Consider the following 18,304-nt stretch of genomic DNA (forward strand, 5'->3'; position numbering starts at 1 on the left):
CCCTCTTTCAGGTTGCTGCTACAGCGACAGACTCAGAGCGCGTCGAGACCGCGCTCGCCGGTGCGGACCCGGACCACGTCGGAGACCTCCGTGACCCAGACCTTCCCGTCGCCGATCTTGCCGGTGCGGGCGGCGGTGACGATGGAGTCGACGACCTTCTCCACGTCCAGCTCGTCCGTCACGACCTCGATGCGGATCTTCGGCAGGAACTCCACCGTGTACTCGGCACCCCGGTACACCTCGGTGTGGCCCTTCTGCCGGCCATACCCCTGGACCTCGCTGACCGTCAGCCCGGCCACGCCCATGGCGTGCAGAGCCTCCTTGACAGCGTCCAGCTGGTACGGCTTGATGACGGCGGTAACCAGCTTCATGCTCAACCCCTCCATCCAGGGACCTTAACCGGACACCTTCTCGGTGACCGGAGCCGACTCCTCGACCTCGGCCACGGGGGCCTTCGGCGTGCTGATACCCGCGAGGGCGAAGGCGCCGGTGCCGCCGCCACCACTGGCCGGAGAGAAGTCGTACGCGCTCTCGGCGTGCTCGCTGATGTCGATGCCCTCGATCTCGGCCTCCTTGGAGACCCGCAGACCGGCGACCTTGCTCACCAGGAAGGCGATGATGCCGGCCACGGTGAACGAGTAGACCGAGACGATGCCGCTGGCCAGCGCCTGGCGGCCCAGCTGGGTCACGCCGCCACCGTAGAAGAGGCCCTCGCTGGCGCCGAGGATCTTCGGGTCGGTGATCCAGGAGTTGACCGCCGCGTTGGCGAAGAGGCCGATCGCGAGCGAGCCGATCCAGCCACCGACGAAGTGCACGCCGACCACGTCGAGCGAGTCGTCGTAGCCGAGCTTGTACTTCAGGCTCACCGCCAGGGCGCAGACCGCACCGGCGACCAGGCCGAGCACGACGGCGGCCCAGGGCGAGATGAAGCCGCAGGCGGGGGTGATCGCGACCAGACCGGCCACGGCACCCGACGAGGCACCGACCAGGGTCGGCTTGCCGTCGCGGATCCACTCGACCAGCAGCCAGCCCAGCAGCGCGGCGGCGGTGGCGACCTGGGTGTTGACGAACGCGATCGCGGCGGTGCCGTCGGCGGTCAGCTCGGAGCCGGCGTTGAAGCCGAACCAGCCGAACCACAGCAGACCGGCGCCCAGGGCGACGAACGGCACGTTGTGCGGCTTGAAGGTGTCCTTGGGCCAGCCGACGCGCTTGCCGACCACCAGCGCCGCGGCCAGGGCCGCCGCACCGGCGTTGATGTGGACCGCGGTACCGCCGGCGAAGTCGAGCGCGTGGATCTTGGCGCCGATGAAGCCGCCGCCCCACACCCAGTGCGCGACCGGGACGTACACCAGCGTGAACCAGCCGGTGGCGAACAGCAGCCAGCCGAAGAACTTGGTGCGGTCCGACAGCGAGCCGCTGATCAGGGCGACCGTGATGATGGCGAACATCATCTGGAAGACCATGAACACGTAGGTCGGGATGCCGGTGGACGCACCGCCCGCGAACCAGAACTCCGAGAACGTGGTGCCGGTGGTGCCCTTGGCGAAGCCGAGGTACTGCGTGAAGCTGCCGATGTAGTCGTTGTTGCTCTCGTTGATACCGAAGCTCAGCGAGAAGCCGTACAGCAGCCACAGCACCGAGATGAGTCCGATGGACGCGAAGCTCATCATCATCATGTTCAGGACGCTCTTCGACCGGTTCAGGCCGCCGTAGAAGAAGGCCAGGCCGGGAGTCATGAGCAGGACGAGCGCGGAGGAGACCAGCAACCACGTGGTGTTGCCGGTGTCGACCGTAAGTACTTCCTCAGCGAGCAGCACGCTGCCCTCCCTTTGGGTGAGATCCTCCCTCCCAGCCCCCGGAGGTGTCCCGTACGGCTCACCGCCGCTGATCCGGCGAGCCTTTCGGCCCGTCACCTCCGCCCACCGGCCGCAGTGCCGTTGGTGCTGGTTGGGGGGCAGCATTGCCGTCCCCTGTTTCACGCAACGACGCTGCTCGGTTTCCAGCACGTCACGATCTGTTTCGTACGTGTGAAGAAATGTTCACACGTGAGAAGCCGATTCATCTCGTGAATCAGCGCAGGGCGTGTTCCAGCGTGTAACGCTCGTAGTCAATCAGCCGAAGGTCGCGCAGCGGCCGCCGAAGGTGTCCCTTCTGCACGATCCGCACGAACGCGGGCTCCCCCGCGGTGGCCAGCCGGCGGATGCCCTCGACGTGGTCGACGATCCGCTTGCGGATGGTCCGGACCAGGCGGTGGCGGTCGCGCGGGATCAGCCCGTACGCGTCGGCGAACAGGCGCAGGCGGCGCGGGCGGTCCGGCCGGTGCCAGCCCAGCGTGATCGAGTCGCGGTCGCTGAAGATCGGCACCCAGGTCCACGCGGCGTACGCCACGTCGTAGATGCGCGACCCGGGCGAGGCCAGGTCGAAGTCGATCATCGCCAGGGTGCCGTCGGGGCGCCAGATCACGTTGTGCGGCGCCGCGTCGTGGTGGCAGATGATCTCCGCGTCGGGCGGCGGCGGCCCGAACGAGCGCCACACCCCGCCCTGCGGCGTGCGGAAGCCCGCCTGGGCGTCGTGGAACATCCGCAGCATGGTCGCCACGGTGACCAGGGCCTCGTCGGTGACCCAGTGCGGGGCCAGCGGGTATTCGCCGCACTCGCCGGGCAGGTAGGAGAGGACCTCGCGGTTGTGCTCGTCCATGCCCAGGGCACGCGGGGAGCCGGTGAAGCCCGCGTACTCGAGGTGGCGCAGCAGGGCGTGCACGGTCGGCGTCCAGGGCCCGGCGTTGCGCCGGACCGTCTCGCCGACCCGCACCACCGTGCTGACGTTGCCGCCGCGCAGCGGGATCTCGGTCGGGTCCAGATAGGGAGCTGTCACGATCGCTGCTCAGCCGTTCGTCACTCGTCGCCCAGCAGCGCGGACACGAACGCGGCGGGATCGAAGGGGGCAAGGTCGTCGGGGCCCTCGCCGAGACCGACGAGCTTGACGGGGATTCCGAGCGCCCGCTGCACCGCGATCACGATACCGCCCTTCGCCGTCCCGTCCAGTTTCGTGAGCACGACGCCGGTGACGTCGGCGACCTCGGTGAAGACCCGGGCCTGGCTCAAGCCATTCTGACCCGCGGTCGCGTCGAGCACCAGCAACGTCTCCGATACCGGACCGTGCTTCTCGACCACACGCTTGATCTTGCCGAGCTCGTCCATCAGCCCGACCTTGTTCTGCAGGCGGCCCGCGGTGTCGATGAGCACGGTGTCCACCCCGGCCTCGATGCCCTTCTTGACCGCGTCGAACGCGACCGCGGCCGGGTCGCCGCCCTCGGGACCGCGCACGACCTCGGCGCCGACGCGCCCGGCCCAGGTGGCCAGCTGGTCGGCGGCGGCGGCGCGGAAGGTGTCGGCGGCGCCGAGCACCACGGTGTGGCCGTCGGCGACCAGCACCCGGGCGATCTTGCCGCAGCTGGTGGTCTTGCCCGCGCCGTTGACGCCGACGACGAGCACCACCGACGGCTTGCCGTCGACGACGCCGGTGTGCACCGAGCGGTCCATCTTCGGGTTCAGCGCGTCGGTCAGCTCCTCGGTCAGCAGCGCGCGCAGCTCCTTGGTCGTGCGGGTGCCCAGCACCTTGGTGCGCTCGCGCAGCTTGGCCACGATCTCGCCGGTGGCCGCCACGCCGACGTCGGCGCTGATCAGGCTCTCCTCGATCTCGTCCCAGGCGTCGTCGTCGAGGTGGTCGCGCGACAGCAGGCCCAGCAGGCCCTTGCCGAAGACGTTCTGCGAGCGGGCCAGGCGGGCGCGCAGCCGCACCAGGCGGCCCGCGGTCGGCTCGGGCGTCTCGATCTCCGGCGCGGCCGGGGCGGGCGCGGGAGCGGGCGGGGCGGCCTGCGTCGGCACCTCGGGCGCGGCCGGGCGCTCCGGCGCGGCCGGCCGCTCGATCACCTTCTGGTCCGCGGACGGCTCGATCACGCTCGGCGGGATCTTCGGACCCCGCTCGACCTGCGGCGGCTCGGTCGGCGCCGGGGGCGCGGGCGGCAGGGTGGTGCCCTTGCCGGGCCGGCGCACCAGGTACACCGCGAGGCCGCCGAGCAGCAGCACAGCGAGGACCACGAGTACGACGACGAGCACGTCTTGCGAAGCCATTCCGGCATCCTCTCAAACTCATCGTCACCGCGCGTACACCGGAGCCCGCCGCGCCGTCGCTACTGGTCCGCGTCGCGTGATCACGCGACGATAGCGGCGTGGCGAACCTTCTTCTCGGTCCCCTGCTGCGCCGCGTCGACGGCGACCAGGCGGTCATCTGGGTACAGACCGACCGCCCCGTCCAGGTCACGGTGGCCGCCGCCGGGGTGACGGTGACATCTGACACGTTCACTGCGTTCGGTACCCACATCGGGGTCGCCGTTCTCAGCGGACTGCCGGTCGGCGCGAACCCGTACACCGTCTCGCTCGACGGCGCGCCGGTGTGGCCGCCGCCGGAGCTGCCGCCCTCGGTGGTGACCGTCCGTGACCCGGCCGACGGGGACGCGACCATCGTCTTCGGCTCGTGCCGGGAGGCGACCGGGCGTACGCACGCCGCACGCGGCCACGATCCGGACGTGCTGGAAGCGCTCGCGGCGCGGCTGCTGGCCGGCGCGCGGACCGGCCAGGCCGCGCTGCCGGACCTGCTGGCCCTGATCGGCGACCAGATCTACGCCGACGAGCTGTCCGCCCCGACCGTCGCCTGGCTGGCCGAGCAGGAGCGGCACCCGCAGGCGCCACCCCGCCAGGTCGTCGGCTTCGCCGAGTACGTGCACCTCTACCACGAGTCGTGGACCGATCCCGAGGTCCGCTGGCTGCTGTCGACCGTGCCCACGGTGATGGTCTTCGACGATCACGAGATCATCGACGACTGGAACTCCTCGGCGGGATGGCTGGCGGCAGCCCGCCGCGAGCCGTGGTGGGACGAGCGGATCACCGCCGGGCTGGCGTCGTACTGGCTGTTCCAGCACCTGGGCAACCTCACCCCGGCCCAGCTGGAGCGCGACCCGGTGTGGACGCGCGTCCGCGCGGGCGGGGACGCCACGGCGGTGCTGACGGAGTTCGCGCGGCGGGCGTCGACACCGGCCGGGGACGAGCCCTACCAGTGGGGCTACACCGTCGACGTCGGGCGCACCCGGCTGATCATGATGGACTGCCGGGGCAACCGCGTGCTCGACCGCGCCCGCCGCCGGATGTGGCCGCAGGAGCACTGGGACGCCCTCGCGCGGCAGGCGGCGGCCGACTGCGACCACCTGGTGCTGGCGTGCTCGCTGCCGTGGCTGCTGGCCCCGGTGATCCACCACGGCGAGGCCGTGATCGAGGTGCTGGCGGCGCGGCACGGCGGCGCGGAGAAGCTGCGCCAGAAGTACGACCTGGAGCACTGGGCCGCCGTCGGCGACTCCTTCGACGAGCTGACCGCCCTGATCGCGGGCGTACGCGGACCCGCCACGGTCAGCGTGCTCGGCGGCGACGTGCACCACTCGTACGTGGCCCGCGCCGACGTCGCGGGCGCCACCGCGCAGGTGCACCAGATCGTCTGCTCGCCGCTGCACCAGAGCGTGCGCGGCGTCATGCGCACCCTGCTGCGCCTGGGCTGGTGGCGGGTGCTGTCCGGCCCGGCGTGGCTGGTCGCCCGCGCCTTCGGCGTGCCCCGCCCGCGCGTGCGCTGGCGGACCGGGCGCCCACCGTACTTCGGCACCGCCGTGGCCACCCTGACCCACCGCGGCCGCTCCGCCGACGTCCTCATCGAGGGCGCCCACCCCGGCGGCCGCCTGACCCCCGTGCTCCAGCACCGCCTGGCGGACACGCCGACCGCCCCCACCCCGGCCCCCGCCCCCGCCCCCGCCCCGGCGGCCACCGGGTCGTGACCGCACCGCGCGGCCACCGCCGCTTTCAGGCGGTCATGATCGCGGTTTCGGGTCATATCCCGCTCCGGCAGAGCAGGTTACGACCCGAAATCGCGATCTTCAGCCGCGGCGCCGCCGACGGGCGGCGCCGTCAGGCGGTCGGGAGCTCCACGGCTACCGAGTGGTCGTCGCTGAGCAGGGTCACCTTGCCGTTGGCGTGCTCCACCGACAGCAGCGTGCCCGGGGGCAGGATGTCGAGCACGTCCGGCGGCAGCTGCACGGTGCCGTCGCCCGCGATGACCGCGAACTCGCGCCCGTCGCGACCCTCCGAGCCGACCCGGCCGTCGCGGATGGTCACCGCGCGGCCCAGCCGCTCGCCGACCTCGGGGTCGTGGGTGACCGCGACGATCGTGGTACCGCGCTCGGTGTTCACCGTCTCCAGCGCCGACAGCACCTCGTCGCGGGCGTCCCGGTCGAGCTGGCTGGTCGGCTCGTCGACCAGCAGCAGGCCGGGCGAGGACGCCATGCCGACCGCGATCGCGGCCCGCTGCGCCGCGCCGGGCGCCAGATCCTCCACCTTGCGGTGGCCCAGGCCGGTCAGGCCGAGCAGCGCCAGGATCCGCTCCGGCGGCTCCAGGTCGCCCGGCCGCACCTTCGCGGCGCGGCGCTGGGCCAGCCACACGTTGCTCAGCACCGTCGCGTACGGCAGCAGGTTGCGCCGCGCACCCTGGAGCACCACGCCCAGGTCGGTGCCGCGCAGCCGGGCCAGCTCGGCCTCGCTGATGCGCCCGATGTCGACCAGGCCGATCTGCACCCGGCCCGCGCTCGGCCGCATCAGGCCCGCCAGCAGCGAGATCAGCGTCGACTTGCCCGAGCCGGACGGGCCGACCAGGGCGACCCGCTCACCGGGCGCGATGTCGAGGTCGACCCCGGCCAGCGCGACCACGTCGCCGCCGTCGGAGCGGTAGATGTGCACCACGCGGCGGCAGACCACGGCCAGGCCGGTCAGGCTCTGGTGCTTCGGGGCGCTCTGGTTCTTCTTCATGGTCAAGCCACCTTCCTGTCCGTGCCCGCCGCCACCCGGGTGGCCACGACGCACGTCGTCAACAGCACCAGCAGAGCCACCACGACCGGCACGAGCACCGGCACCGGATCCGGCAGCGAGGCGGCGGGGATCGTCGCCGCCCCGTCGCTGAAGATCGGCACGACCCGGCTGGCCAGCAGCCACGACCCGGCCGCCGCGACCAGGCCGATCAGGCTGCCCGCGCCCACCAGGGCCCACCGGCCGCCCAGCGCCGCCCCGCGCACCACCCCGGCGGGCAGGCCCTGCCCGCGCAGCACGTCCAGCCCGTTGTCGGTGCGCCCGCGCTCCAGCACCGCCGTCACCAGCAGCCCGCCCGCAGCGAACACGATGCCGGTGAACGCCGCTGCGGCCAGGAACCACAGCGCCAGCGCCGGGGCCTGCTGGCCGTAGAGGCGGCGCTGGTCGGCCTCGGTACGCTCGCCGACGATCATCAGTCCGTTCGCGCCGAGCTTCTCGACCACCGAGTCCGGGGTGTCGGCGGCCAGCCACACCTCCGGGTCGGTGGCGTCGGAGTCCTGGCCCAGCCGCATGTCGAGGTACTCCAGGTCGACCAGCGTCCCGTGTACGCCGTAGCGCGGCACCTGGTTCAGCGTGCCGACCCGGTCCACCGCCACCCGCACGGTCCCCGCGTACGCCGACAGCTCGTCGGGCAGGGTGCCCGAGGCGACGACCGGCAGCGGGGTGGGCGCCGAGTCGGAGAACACCCGGATGTCGGGCGTCAGCACCGACTCCAGCTTCAGGCGCATGCCCTTGTCCGACAGGTCCATCGCCGGCACCGGCCGGGCGGCGGTCTCGGCGGGCAGCCGCCACTGGTGCGTGGCGAGCTGGTCGGCGGTGAACAGCGGCTTGCCGTCGCCGTCGCTGATGCCGCCCACGGTCAGGTCGACCCGGTAGCGGCCCCGCGTGAACAGGTCCACCTGCACCTGCTTGAGCAGGCACGGCGCGTCCGCGCAGTACGGCGTCTCGATCCGGTAGGTCCCGGTGCCCGGCCGCAGCTTGTCGATCCGGGCCAGGGCGAGGCTGCCCTTGGTGCTGGTCAGGCGCAGCGTCACCGCGGCCTGCCCGCCCTCGGTCAGGTCGTCCAGCGTCACCGTCACCTCAAGCGCCCCGGCCTGGAGCAGCAGCGGCTCCACCTGTTTCGGGCGCAGCAGCTTCCCGGTGTCGGCGGCGGAGACGGGGCCGTACGACGAGGGCCACAGCGCCGCCACGCCCAGCCGCGAGCTGTCCACGGCCAGCACCTTGGTGTCCTCGGCGATGTTGACCCGCGCCGCCGCCATCGCGTAGCGGCCCTCCGGGTCGGCCGCGCGTACGGCGTGCAGCAGGGCGGGCACCGGCAGCGGCGTCACCGACAGCACCCGCGCGGCGCCGCCCTCGACCCGGGCCCGGTCCTGCCAGGCCCGGTCGGCCACGTCCCGCGCGGTCAGCGCGAATCCGAGCAGGCCGAACACGACGGTCAGCAGCATCACGATCCAGTGCGTGCCCGAGCCCCGGGCCAGCGTCAGCGCGGCCAGGCCGGTCCGCAGCCGGCCCTTGCGCAGCGCGCGGCGGCCGTAGCGCTCGGCGGGCACGCCGACCGCCCGCGCCGCGAGCAGGCCCAGCCCGAGTGACACGCACAGCGGGGCCAGCAGCCCGACCCCGCCCGAGCCCGCGCCCCCGGCGGCGACCTGGTATCCGGCCACCAGCGCCAGCGCGCCCACGGCCACCTCGACGCCGCCGACCAGGCCGCCGCGGCGGCGCACCCGGGCCCGCCGCAGCAGCCCCAGCACCGGCGTGGTCAGCGCGCGCACCTGCGCCAGCAGGCCCGCCGCGAGCGCCCCGAGCACGGCGACGGCCGCGTACGCCATCGACGCCCAGCCCGGCTCGACCGGCGGCGCGCCGGGCAGCACGAACCGGGCCAGCAGCGCGGTCACCGCGTAGCCGAGCAGGTAGCCGGGGATCATCGCCAGCAGCACCGGCATGGCCGTCTCCGCGCTGGACAGCAGCCAGCGGGTGCGGCCGGGCACACCGCGCAGCGCGGTCAGGCCCAGCTCGCCGCGGCGCTGCTCGACCCCGCCCGCGACGGTGATGAACAGGACCAGCCAGCACAGCAGCACCAGCGGGATGACCGCGAGCAGCAGGCTGGAAGCGAGCTGCTTCTCCCCGGCGTCGATGCGGGCGATCAGGTCGGGCAGGTTGCTGTCGGTGCCGTACCCGGCGGCCACCAGCTGCGCGTCGGCGTCCTCCAGGTCGTCGCGCAGCGTGCCGAGGTCGGTGAAGGCGTCGGCCGAGACGAGCAGGTCGACGGTTTGCACCGGGCCCGGGGACACGGCGGCCACGGTCCGCTCGTTGGTGAACGCCGCCGTGGCGTCCAGGCCGAGCAGCGCCGGACGGCCCACCCAGAACGGGTCGTCGACGGCCGGGCGGGCGTACAGGCCGACGACGGTCAGCGGCTCCGGCTGCGGACGGTCCCGGCCGCCGATCGGCTGCGGCTGCGTGAACGTGAAGTCGCCGCCGACGCTCGCCCCGATCCGGGTCGCGACGTCCTCGCGCAGCACCACCTCGCGCTCGCCCGCGGCGCACCGGCCCTTGACGATCGACAGGTGCTCGCAGGCGCCCTCGCGCCAGACCAGGAACATCGGCGCGTCGCCGGTGACGGCCGCGCCGGTGCCCTCGACCATCGAGCCGCCGACCGTGGTGAACCCCGGCACGTACGGCAGCGGGGCCGGTTCGTCGGGCATCCCGCCGCGCTCGCGCGGGTCGCCCGCCGCGAGCCCGACCAGGGCCTGCTCGTCGATCGCGGCCGCGCCCACCTCGACCGTGCGCAGCGACACCGTGGCCGCCGCCTGGTAGATCGGGCCCGCCGCCGCGGCGGCCGCGGCCATCGCGGCCAGCACCAGCGTGATGGCGGCCAGTCCCCGACGCGCCTTCATCATCGACCACAGCAGCGCCGTCATCGCCGCACCCCCGCCGTGTTCTCGTCGCCCCGCGCCGTGGCGCGGTTCAGGGACCGTCCGGCCAGCAGCGCCGCCAGCAGGAGCAGCGCCGCCGCCGCGACGACCGCGGGTGCGACGACTCTCAAATCCGGATCTGGTATCGGCAGCGACTCCGCCGCCGAGGTGAGCACCGCCCGCGCGGGGGCGCTCAGGGTCCACGACGCCACCGCCGTCAGCGCGCCGACCGGCGCGGCGACGGCGATCATCGCGAGGTTGCCCAGCCGGGCGGCCCGAGCGGCCGCGCCGCCGGGCAGGCCCTGCACCCGCAGGGCGGACAGCTCGGCGGCGCGGCCGCGCCGGTCGGTCGCGGCCAGCACCAGCATGGCCAGGGCCACCAGCAGCACGCTGAGCACGGCGGCGGCCAGGTGCAGCCGCAGGGCCAGGCCCGCGCCCTGCTCCTGGTACCGCACCACCCGCGCGGCCACGGTCTCGTCGCCCACCGGCACCAGCCCGGCCTTGCGCAGCCGGTCGACGGCGTCGGCGGGAGCCTGGTCGTTGAGCCAGACCTGGAGGGTCACCGTGTTGTCGCGGGTGTCGGCGAGCCGGTCGGCCAGTTCGAGGTCGAACATGACGCCGTCGGCGGCCGCGCCGGGCAGCACCGGCGACACGTGCCGGACGTCGGCGGGGCGGGCCAGCGCCTGCAACGGCGTGATCTTGGACAGTTCCCGCGTATGCGCCAGCCGCCGCGGCCCGGCCGCCACCACCGGCAGCGGCACCGGCCCGTCGGCCACGGCCAGCCGGATGTCGGTGCTGATGTGGCGCGGGTCGGCCGGCACGTAGTGCAGGGAGATGTAGTCCTTCGACCCGGGCTGCGGGGCCTGCGCGCCCTCCAGCGCGGCGGCGGCGCGTGCCTGCGCCCCGTTGAACAGCGTCACCTCGGGCTCGGCGCCGAACTGCGGGCGCCAGCGGGAGGCGGAGCTGATCTCGGTGGCCGACAGCAGCGTGCGGTCGGGTCCGAACTGGCTCAGGCCGGTCAGCTGGAGTTCGTGCGGCGAGCGCGTGAAGCTCAGCCAGGCCAGGCGGCAGCCGGGCGCCTGCGCGCACTGCGGCACCGCCGCCCGGTACACAGCCGGGCCCACCTGCTTGCCGATCTCGAACGCACCGGTCACCGGCTCGCCGTGCGGGCCGGTCAGCACCGCGCTGACGTCCATCGCGGCGCCGAGGTCGGTCACGACGTACACGGACAGGCCCAGCTCGCCGCCGGTGACCGTGACCGGGTCGGCGGTCTTCGGCCGCAGCGCCGCCGCGACCTCGGCGGCGGTGGTGTCGGCCAGCCCCGGCCACGCGGCCACCGCCGCCAACCGCGAGCTGTCGACGCCGAGCAGCAGGTCGCCGCCCTCGGGCTGGCGGGTCACCGCCATCGCCCAGGTGCCCTGCGGGTCGGCGGTGCGCACCGCGTCCAGCAGCGCGGGCCGCGAGGCGGCGTACACGGTGAGCACGCGGGCCGCGCCGAGTTCCAGCTCGGCCCGTTCGCGGGCGGCGGCACCGGCCACGTCCCAGGCGCTGAAGGTCTGCCCGACCAGGGCGACGGCGACGACGGTCAGCGCCACCAGGCGGTCGGCGCCGGGGCGGCGCGCCACCTGCAACGAGGCCAGCCCGGCGGCCAGGCGGCCGCGGTGCAGCAGGTTCGCGCCGTACGCGGTGGCGGCCGGGCGGATCAGCCGGGCCGTGAGCAGGCCCGCGACCAGCGCGAGCAGCAGCGGCACCAGCAGCGCCAGCCCGCCGTCGTCGTCGGCGGAGGCGTAGCTCTGCCCCACCGCCGCCAGCGCGATCACGATGACCGCGGGTTCGAGCAGTCCGAAGCGCCGTCCCCGGCGTGCGGGCACCTGGCGCAGCGCGTCGAGCAGCGAACCGCCGTGCGCCCGCTGCTCGGCGATCGCGGCACTGGCCATGACCAGCAGCAGCGTGCCCGCCGCGGCCAGCAGCGCGGTGCCGTCCAGCGGCACCGGCGCCTGCCCGGCGAACGTGGCCCAGGTGAGCAGCCGCACCAGCAGCCAGCCCAGCGCCACGCCGAACGGGGCGGCCAGCACCAGCACCAGCGCCGTCGGCCCGAGCGCGAGCAGCGTCCGGTGCCGGGCCGGGGCGCCGCGCAGCATCCCGAGCGCCAGCTCGGTACGCCGCCCGGCCGCCGTGTACGCCACCGCCATGAGCAGCACGAACCAGCACACGACCAGCAGCTGCACCGCGCCCAGCGGGGCGGCCAGGCCGAGCACGTCGCGGGTGGACTGGATGCGCCGCAGCAGCTGCGGCAGGCCGTTGGCGACGGTGATGCCGGGCATGCCCAGCTCCGCCTTGAGCAAGGCGGCGACGGCCGCGGCGTTGTCGGCGGTCAGGGCGTCCGGGCCCGCGTACAGGTCGAGCATGGCCACGACCGTGTCGGCGGCCAGCGAGTCGACGGTGTTCTCGTCGACGAAGATCGGGTTGACGGCGCGCAGCGGCTGCGGCGTCAGTTCGACGCGGCCGGCCCAGTACGGGTCGGCGTCGCGCAGGGCGGCGGCCGGGTCGTACACCCCGGCGACCTTGAGCGTGACCGGCTGCTCGGCGCGGTTGGCCTGGAACACCAGGTCGTCGCCGACCGCGACGCCGAGCGCCCTGGCGGTCGGGTCGCTGAGCACCGCCCCGCCCGCCCCGGCCGGGCAGGTGCCCGCCAGCAGCGGCAGGTGGGCGCAGACCCCGTCGCGGGCCGCGACCGGCGCGGAGACCGGGCTCGGGCCGCCGACCCCGGCGCGGCCGGGGACCAGCACCCCGGCGGCCTGGGTGAGCGTGTTCTCGCCGGTCATCGCGAGCGCCTGCCCGCGCAGGTCGTTCAGGGACGATTCGTGGCCGTCGACGGCGGACACCTCGGCGGTGAACGTGATCGCGCGTTCGGCGGGGGTGGCGGTGCGCAGCTCGGCCGCGACGACGGCACGGTCGGCGGCGGTGGCGTACAGCGGTGCGGCGGTTCCGGCGGCGACCGACAGGACTGCCAGCACGGCCAGGGTCACGGCCTGGGCGCGCCGACTGCGCAGCACGCCGAGCACCAAGCGGAGCATGAACGACCTCTTCAGGTGATCAGATCGCCGGTGACGCGCGAGCGGAGCGCTCTCAGGGGCGGTCGGGGGTGGAACAAGCGGGGGTACGGGGCGAGGGTCAGCCCCGGACCAGCTCGGCGGTGCCGTCGAGCAGGTGCAGTTCGGCGTCGCACGCCGCGGCGGCCTCCAGGTCGTGGGTGGCCAGCACGACGGTGGCGCCCCGGTCCGCCTCCGCGCGCAGCAGGTCGAGCACGCGGCTGCGGTTGGCGGCGTCGAGCTCGCTGGTGACCTCGTCGGCCAGCAGCACACGGCCGCTCAGGGCCAGGCCGCGCGCGATCGCCGTACGCTGCTGCTGGCCGCCGGACAGCTCCTCGACCAGCTGTCCCGCCTGGGCGGACAGGCCGACCAGCTCCAGCGACTCGGCGGTGGCGCGGCGCGCGTGCTCCGGGGTGAACCCGTTGGCGACGAGCACGACCTGCACGTTCTCGCCCGCGGTGAGGATGGTGGCCAGCCCGTTGTCCTGCGGGATCAGCACGACCTTGCGGCCGACGGCGTCGTCGCGGTCGCGCAGCGGGCTGCCGTCGACCTCGACCGTCCCGGCGACCGGGCGCAGCACGCCCGCCATGGCCCGCAGCAGCGTGGTCTTGCCCGCCCCGGACGGGCCGGTCACGGCGAGCATGCGGCCGGGCCGGGCCGTCACGGTCACCTCGCGCAGGACGGGCGCGCCCGCCGCGTACTCCACGGTCACGCGGTCAACCACCAGAGCCGACGACATCGCCGCTCTCCTCTCGCCTTGCCGTTCCCGCCGTCCCGGGAGTGATCTCCCGTTTCCGCAGTAGTCACGCGCAATCTAGCGATCAGGTTGTCAGGACGCGAAATCCGTTTCACCAGGCGGGCACATTAGGAACAGCTCAACGCAAGCTGTGTGCATAAATTGCACCCCTGTTGCACCGGTATGCGGTAGAGCGCTCTCCGAACACCAAGATCGTCCAACTTGCCCGGCAATCGGCCGTATCTTGGCGCCCCATTCACCCAGTTGCCCGGCAACTTGCCCGATCTTGACGGCCCGGCCCGACGGGGCCCGGCGGGACGGGGCGGGCGGGGGCGGTCAGAGGGAGAGGGCGGCGCGGAGGTAGGGGAGGTCGGCGGGGCCGGACCAGCGCATCGCGGACAGGCCGGCGACGCGGGCGCCGCGGATGTGGCGGTCGGTGTCGTCGACGAGCAGGCAGCGGTCCGGCGGGGTCTGCACCGCCTGGCACGCCGCGGCGAAGAACTCCTTGGTCGGCTTGTGCGTCCGCAGCTCAGCCGACGAGATCACCGCGTCGAACTCGGCCTCCAGCCCGAACCGGGCCAGGTCCTGGCGCAGGTCGTCGGTGGCGTTGGTGACCAGGGCGACCTTGCGCCCGGCCGCCCGCGCGGCGCGTACGAACTCCAGCACCGGCCCGTCGATGCGCCCCCGGTAGGCGTCCCACTCGGCGACGGCCTCGGCGGAGGCGCCGGTGTCGGCCGCGATCTCGTCCAGCCACTGCTGCCGGGTCCAGTAGCCCGTGATCGCCGGCAGCAGCCGCCCCCAGGTCAGGCCCGAGTCGAGCAGCGCCGACGGCGCGACGCCGTGGCGCTGCTCGAATCCCGGGTACGCGTCGGGGTCGTACTGCCGCAGCACGCCGTCGAAGTCGATCAGCAGGGCCTCGGCCGGTCGCCGCCTCATTCGCCCTCACCCTTCAGCCGCTGGCTGATCACCTCGGTGACACCGTTGCGCATGGTCACGCCGTACAGGGCGTCGGCGACCTCCATGGTGCGCTTCTGGTGCGTGATGATGATCAGCTGGCTGCGCGAGCGCAGCTCCTGGAACAGCGTGATCAGACGGCCGAGGTTGACGTCGTCCAGCGCCGCCTCGACCTCGTCCATGATGTAGAAGGGACTGGGGCGGGCGCGGAAGATCGCGCACAGCATCGCCACCGCGGTCAGCGAGCGCTCGCCACCGGACAGCAGCGACAGCCGCTTGATCTTCTTGCCCGGCGGGCGCGCCTCGACCTCGACGCCGGTGGTCAGCATGTTGTCCGGGTCGGTCAGCACCAGCCGCCCGTCGCCGCCGGGGAACAGGATCGGGAAGACGACCTCGAACTCGCGCGCGGTGTCGGCGAACGCGGTGGCGAAGACCTCCAGGATGCGGTCGTCGACGTCCTTGACCACGGTCAGCAGGTCACGGCGGGTCGCCTTGAGGTCTTCGAGCTGGTCGGAGAGGAACTTGAACCGCTCCTCCAGCGCCGCGAACTCCTCCAGCGCCAGCGGGTTGACCTTGCCGAGCAGGTTCAGGTCGCGCTCGGCCCGGGCGGCGCGCTTCTCCTGGATCGCCCGGTCGTAGGGCTCCGGGTCGGCCAGGTCGGCCGAGCCCAGCACGATCACCGGGACCGGCACGCTCGGGCCGTACTCGCCGAGCAGGGTCTCCACGTCGAGGGAGAACTCCTCGGCGGCGCGGTTCTCCAGCTGCTCGATGCGCATGCGCTGCTCGGCGCGGGCGACCTCGTCGCGGTGCACCTCGGTGGTGAGCCGGTTCAGGTCGTCGCCCAGCCGCTTGGCCTGGCCGCGCACCTGCGCCAGCTCGGCTTCCCGGGCCGTACGCGCGCTGGCGATCTCGTCGCGCCGCGTCGCGGCCTCCTCCAGCACCACCGACAGACGGCTGAGCAGCTCGCGGGTGCCCGACTCGACGGCCTTGGCGATCGCGGCCCCCCGCTCGCGGGCGGCGCGGCGGGCGGCGGCGCGCTCGCGGGCGGCCCGCTCCGCGGCGGCCTGGCGCAGCAGCGAGTCGGCCCGGCCGGCGATCTGCGACACCCGCTCCTCGGCGGTGCGCACCGCCAACCGCACCTCGACCTCGTTCTGCCGGGACTGCGGCACCATCGCGGCGAGCTGGTCGCGCTCGGCGGTGGACGGGTCCTCGTCGACCGGCGCGTCCTCGGCGGCGGCCAGCCGCTCCTCCAGCTCGGCGAGCCGGGCGAGGTCCTCCTCGCGGGCGGCCGCGGCCTTGTCCCGGGAGGCGCCCAGCCGCTGCGCCTCGGCCTGCGCCGAACGGGCGGCGGCACCGACCTCGGCGAGCTTGCGGGCGGCGGCGTTGCGCTCGCCCTCGGCTGCGCGCTTGGCCGCGGCGGCGGCGTCCATGGCCGCCTTGCGCTCGGAGACGACCTCGCGGGCCTCGGCGATCTGCTCGCGCAGCACCGCGACGCTCTCCTCGGCCGCGACCTTCCTGGCGCGGGCCTCGTCGACGGCGGCCTGCACCTCGATGAAGCTGGGCGCCTTGGCCGAACCACCCGCGCCCGCGAACACCCCGACGACGTCGCCCTCAGTGGTCACCGCGCGCAGCGACGGCTGGGCCGCGACCAGGGCGGACGCGGACGGCAGATCGGCGACGAGCACCACGTCGCGCAGCGCGTGCGCCACGGCCGGGCGGATCGCGTCGGCGCAGCGCACCACGTCGATCGCCCACCGGGCGCCGGGCGGCAGCGCCACGTCGGAGCGGGGCTGCGGCCGGGAGGTCGCGATGAGCAGCGCGGCCCGGCCCGCGTCCTGGATCTTGAGCAGGCGCATCGCCTCGGCGGCCTCGTCGACCCCGGCGACGGCCACGGCGTCGGCCAGCGTGCCCAGCGCGGCGGCCAGGGCCGCCTCGCAGCCGGGCTCGACGCTGAGCAGCGACGCGACGCTGCCCAGCAGGCCCGGCACCTCGGCGGCGCGGGCCAGCAGCGCCCCGGCGCCGTCCTTGCGGTTGAGGCCGAGGGCCAGCGCCTCCTCCCGGGCCTTCCAGCCGGTGGCGTCCTTCTCGGCAGACCGCTCGGCCTCGTTGAGGCGGCGGACGGCCGCGGCGGCGTCCTCGTGCGCGGCGACCGCGGCGGCGTGCCGGGTGTCGAGGTCGGCGTTGTCGCGGTCGGCGTCGGAGGTCAGCTCGGCGACCGCGTCGACCTGCTCCTGCGCCGCCTCGGCCCGCATCGCGGCATCGCCGTACGCGGTGGACAGGCGCTCGATCTCCTCGGCGGCGGTGGCGGTGCGCGCCCGCGCGGCGTTGACCTGGCCGGTCAGCTTGGCCATGCCCTCGCGGCGGTCGGCGATCGCCTTCACCGCCGCCACCAGCGCACGTTCGGCGGCGGCGAGCTGGCGCTCCAGCTCCTGGCGGCGCTCGACCGCCTCGGCCAGGCGCACCTGGTCCTCGGCCAAGGCCTCGCGCAGGGTCTCCTCCTGATCGCGCACCGCCTCGGCCTCGGCCTCCAGCTGCTCCGGATCGCGGCCAGGGCGCTCGGCCTCGACCGGCGCGGACAGGTGGCGGTGGCGCTCGGAGGCGAGCTGCGCGGTGGAGCGGAAGCGCTCCTGGAGGGCGGACAGCTGATACCAGACGTCCTGGGCCTGGGTCAGCCGGGGCGCGTCGACGGCGTGCGCCGACTCCAGCTCGGACAGGCGTTCCTGCACCTGCTCGTGCTCGGCCTCGACCAGCTCGCGGCGGGTGCGCAGGGCCGCCTCGTCGGCGACCTCCTTGTCCAGCGTCGTACGCAGGGTGAACAGGTCGTCGGCGAGCAGCCGCAGGCGGGCGTCGCGCAGGTCGGACTGGATCACCGCGGCGCGCCGGGCCACCTCGGCCTGCCGCCCGAGCGGCTTGAGCTGGCGGCGCAGCTCGTCGGTGAGGTCGGTGACGCGGTTGAGGTTGGCCTGCATCGCGTCCAGCTTCCGCAGCGCCTTCTCCTTGCGCTTGCGGTGCTTGAGGACGCCCGCGGCCTCCTCGATGAACGCGCGGCGGTCCTCGGGTTTGGCGTGCAGCACGGCGTCGAGCTGGCCCTGGCCGACGATGACGTGCATCTCCCGGCCGATGCCGGAGTCGCTGAGCAGTTCCTGGATGTCGAGCAGGCGGCAGGCGTCGCCGTTGATCTCGTATTCACTCTCGCCGGAGCGGAACATCCGGCGGGTGATCGACACCTCGGTGTAGTCGATGGGCAGCGCGCCGTCGGTGTTGTCGATCGTGAGCGTGACCTCGGCGCGGCCCAGGGGCTGGCGGCCGGAGGTGCCCGCGAAGATCACGTCTTCCATCTTGCCGCCGCGAAGTGCCTTGGCGCCCTGCTCGCCGAGCACCCAGGCGATCGCGTCGACCACGTTGGACTTGCCCGAGCCGTTGGGACCCACCACGCAGGTGATCCCCGGTTCGAGCTTCAACGTCGTCGCGGAGGCGAAGGATTTGAAGCCCTTCACCGTCAGGCTCTTGAGGTGCACGACACTCCGGAATCGATCATCTTGGCGCCCGCGAGGCGCGTGGGTGGCACATGCTACCGGTCAAAGCGCAGGGTACCCGGTCGCCCGACAGGCCCTTCCGAGACGCCTGACCGCCGGGGCCGCAGTCGTATGCCCG

General features: G+C 74.0%; 11 protein-coding genes. 1 reads left to right on the forward strand and 10 read right to left on the reverse strand.

What is annotated here, in order from left to right:
- Positions 1–32 precede the first annotated feature (32 nt).
- The 4 genes from Cs7R123_RS35485 to ftsY all read right to left on the reverse strand — a co-directional run bounded on the left by Cs7R123_RS35485 (position 33) and on the right by ftsY (position 4,133).
- The gene (locus Cs7R123_RS35485; protein WP_212833127.1) at positions 33–371 is read right to left on the reverse strand and encodes a P-II family nitrogen regulator; all 339 of its coding nucleotides are present in this window, start codon (positions 369–371) and stop codon (positions 33–35) included.
- A 24-nt stretch (positions 372–395) separates the two neighbouring features.
- Positions 396–1,817 carry an ammonium transporter gene (locus Cs7R123_RS35490; RefSeq protein WP_280517346.1) on the reverse strand — a complete coding sequence of 474 codons (1,422 nt, stop codon included), beginning with the start codon at positions 1,815–1,817 and terminating at the stop codon, positions 396–398.
- A 253-nt stretch (positions 1,818–2,070) separates the two neighbouring features.
- Positions 2,071–2,874: an aminoglycoside phosphotransferase family protein gene (locus Cs7R123_RS35495; protein WP_374707062.1), complete on the reverse strand. Its 804-nt coding sequence runs from the start codon at positions 2,872–2,874 to the stop codon at positions 2,071–2,073.
- A gap of 20 nt (positions 2,875–2,894) precedes the next feature.
- Entirely contained in the window at positions 2,895–4,133 is a 1,239-nt protein-coding gene (gene ftsY, locus Cs7R123_RS35500) for a signal recognition particle-docking protein FtsY (protein WP_212833130.1), read from the reverse strand.
- Between the two features lie 98 nt (positions 4,134–4,231).
- Between ftsY and Cs7R123_RS35505 the strand changes: the two genes are divergently transcribed.
- Positions 4,232–5,878: an alkaline phosphatase D family protein gene (locus tag Cs7R123_RS35505; protein WP_212833132.1), complete on the forward strand. Its 1,647-nt coding sequence runs from the start codon at positions 4,232–4,234 to the stop codon at positions 5,876–5,878.
- A gap of 130 nt (positions 5,879–6,008) precedes the next feature.
- On the opposite strand, the gene Cs7R123_RS35510 is transcribed toward Cs7R123_RS35505, so the two are convergent.
- The 6 genes from Cs7R123_RS35510 to smc form a co-directional block, all read right to left on the reverse strand.
- Positions 6,009–6,902 carry an ABC transporter ATP-binding protein gene (locus Cs7R123_RS35510; RefSeq protein WP_212833134.1) on the reverse strand — a complete coding sequence of 298 codons (894 nt, stop codon included), beginning with the start codon at positions 6,900–6,902 and terminating at the stop codon, positions 6,009–6,011.
- Between the two features lie 2 nt (positions 6,903–6,904).
- Complete coding sequence (locus tag Cs7R123_RS35515; RefSeq protein ID WP_212833136.1) at positions 6,905–9,874, reverse strand: FtsX-like permease family protein; 2,970 nt, start codon at positions 9,872–9,874, stop codon at positions 6,905–6,907.
- Positions 9,871–12,945, reverse strand: coding sequence for a hypothetical protein (locus Cs7R123_RS35520; RefSeq protein WP_212833138.1), 3,075 nt, complete (start codon positions 12,943–12,945; stop codon positions 9,871–9,873). The genes Cs7R123_RS35515 and Cs7R123_RS35520 overlap by 4 nt, the downstream gene beginning before the upstream one ends.
- 97 nt (positions 12,946–13,042) lie before the next feature.
- Complete coding sequence (locus Cs7R123_RS35525) at positions 13,043–13,699, reverse strand: ABC transporter ATP-binding protein (protein WP_212833140.1); 657 nt, start codon at positions 13,697–13,699, stop codon at positions 13,043–13,045.
- Positions 13,700–14,032: 333 nt separating this feature from the next.
- On the reverse strand, positions 14,033–14,632 hold the full coding sequence (locus Cs7R123_RS35530) for an HAD-IA family hydrolase (protein WP_212833143.1): 600 nt from the start codon (positions 14,630–14,632) through the stop codon (positions 14,033–14,035).
- Entirely contained in the window at positions 14,629–18,168 is a 3,540-nt protein-coding gene (gene smc, locus Cs7R123_RS35535) for a chromosome segregation protein SMC (protein WP_212833144.1), read from the reverse strand. Before smc ends, Cs7R123_RS35530 begins: the two co-directional genes overlap by 4 nt.
- Positions 18,169–18,304 lie beyond the last annotated feature (136 nt).

The organism is Catellatospora sp. TT07R-123, assembly GCF_018327705.1.
Taxonomy (GTDB): Bacteria; Actinomycetota; Actinomycetes; order Mycobacteriales; family Micromonosporaceae; genus Catellatospora.

Excerpts from the sequence above, each read along its gene's own strand:
- Cs7R123_RS35485 (WP_212833127.1), bottom strand. The coding sequence starts at position 371 with ATGAAGCTGGTTACCGCCGTCATCAAGCCGTACCAGCTGGACGCTGTC.
- ftsY (WP_212833130.1), bottom strand. The coding sequence starts at position 4,133 with ATGGCTTCGCAAGACGTGCTCGTCGTCGTACTCGTGGTCCTCGCTGTG.
- Cs7R123_RS35510 (WP_212833134.1), bottom strand. The coding sequence starts at position 6,902 with ATGAAGAAGAACCAGAGCGCCCCGAAGCACCAGAGCCTGACCGGCCTG.
- Cs7R123_RS35515 (WP_212833136.1), bottom strand. The coding sequence starts at position 9,874 with ATGACGGCGCTGCTGTGGTCGATGATGAAGGCGCGTCGGGGACTGGCC.
- Cs7R123_RS35520 (WP_212833138.1), bottom strand. The coding sequence starts at position 12,945 with ATGCTCCGCTTGGTGCTCGGCGTGCTGCGCAGTCGGCGCGCCCAGGCC.
- Cs7R123_RS35525 (WP_212833140.1), bottom strand. The coding sequence starts at position 13,699 with ATGTCGTCGGCTCTGGTGGTTGACCGCGTGACCGTGGAGTACGCGGCG.
- Cs7R123_RS35530 (WP_212833143.1), bottom strand. The coding sequence starts at position 14,632 with ATGAGGCGGCGACCGGCCGAGGCCCTGCTGATCGACTTCGACGGCGTG.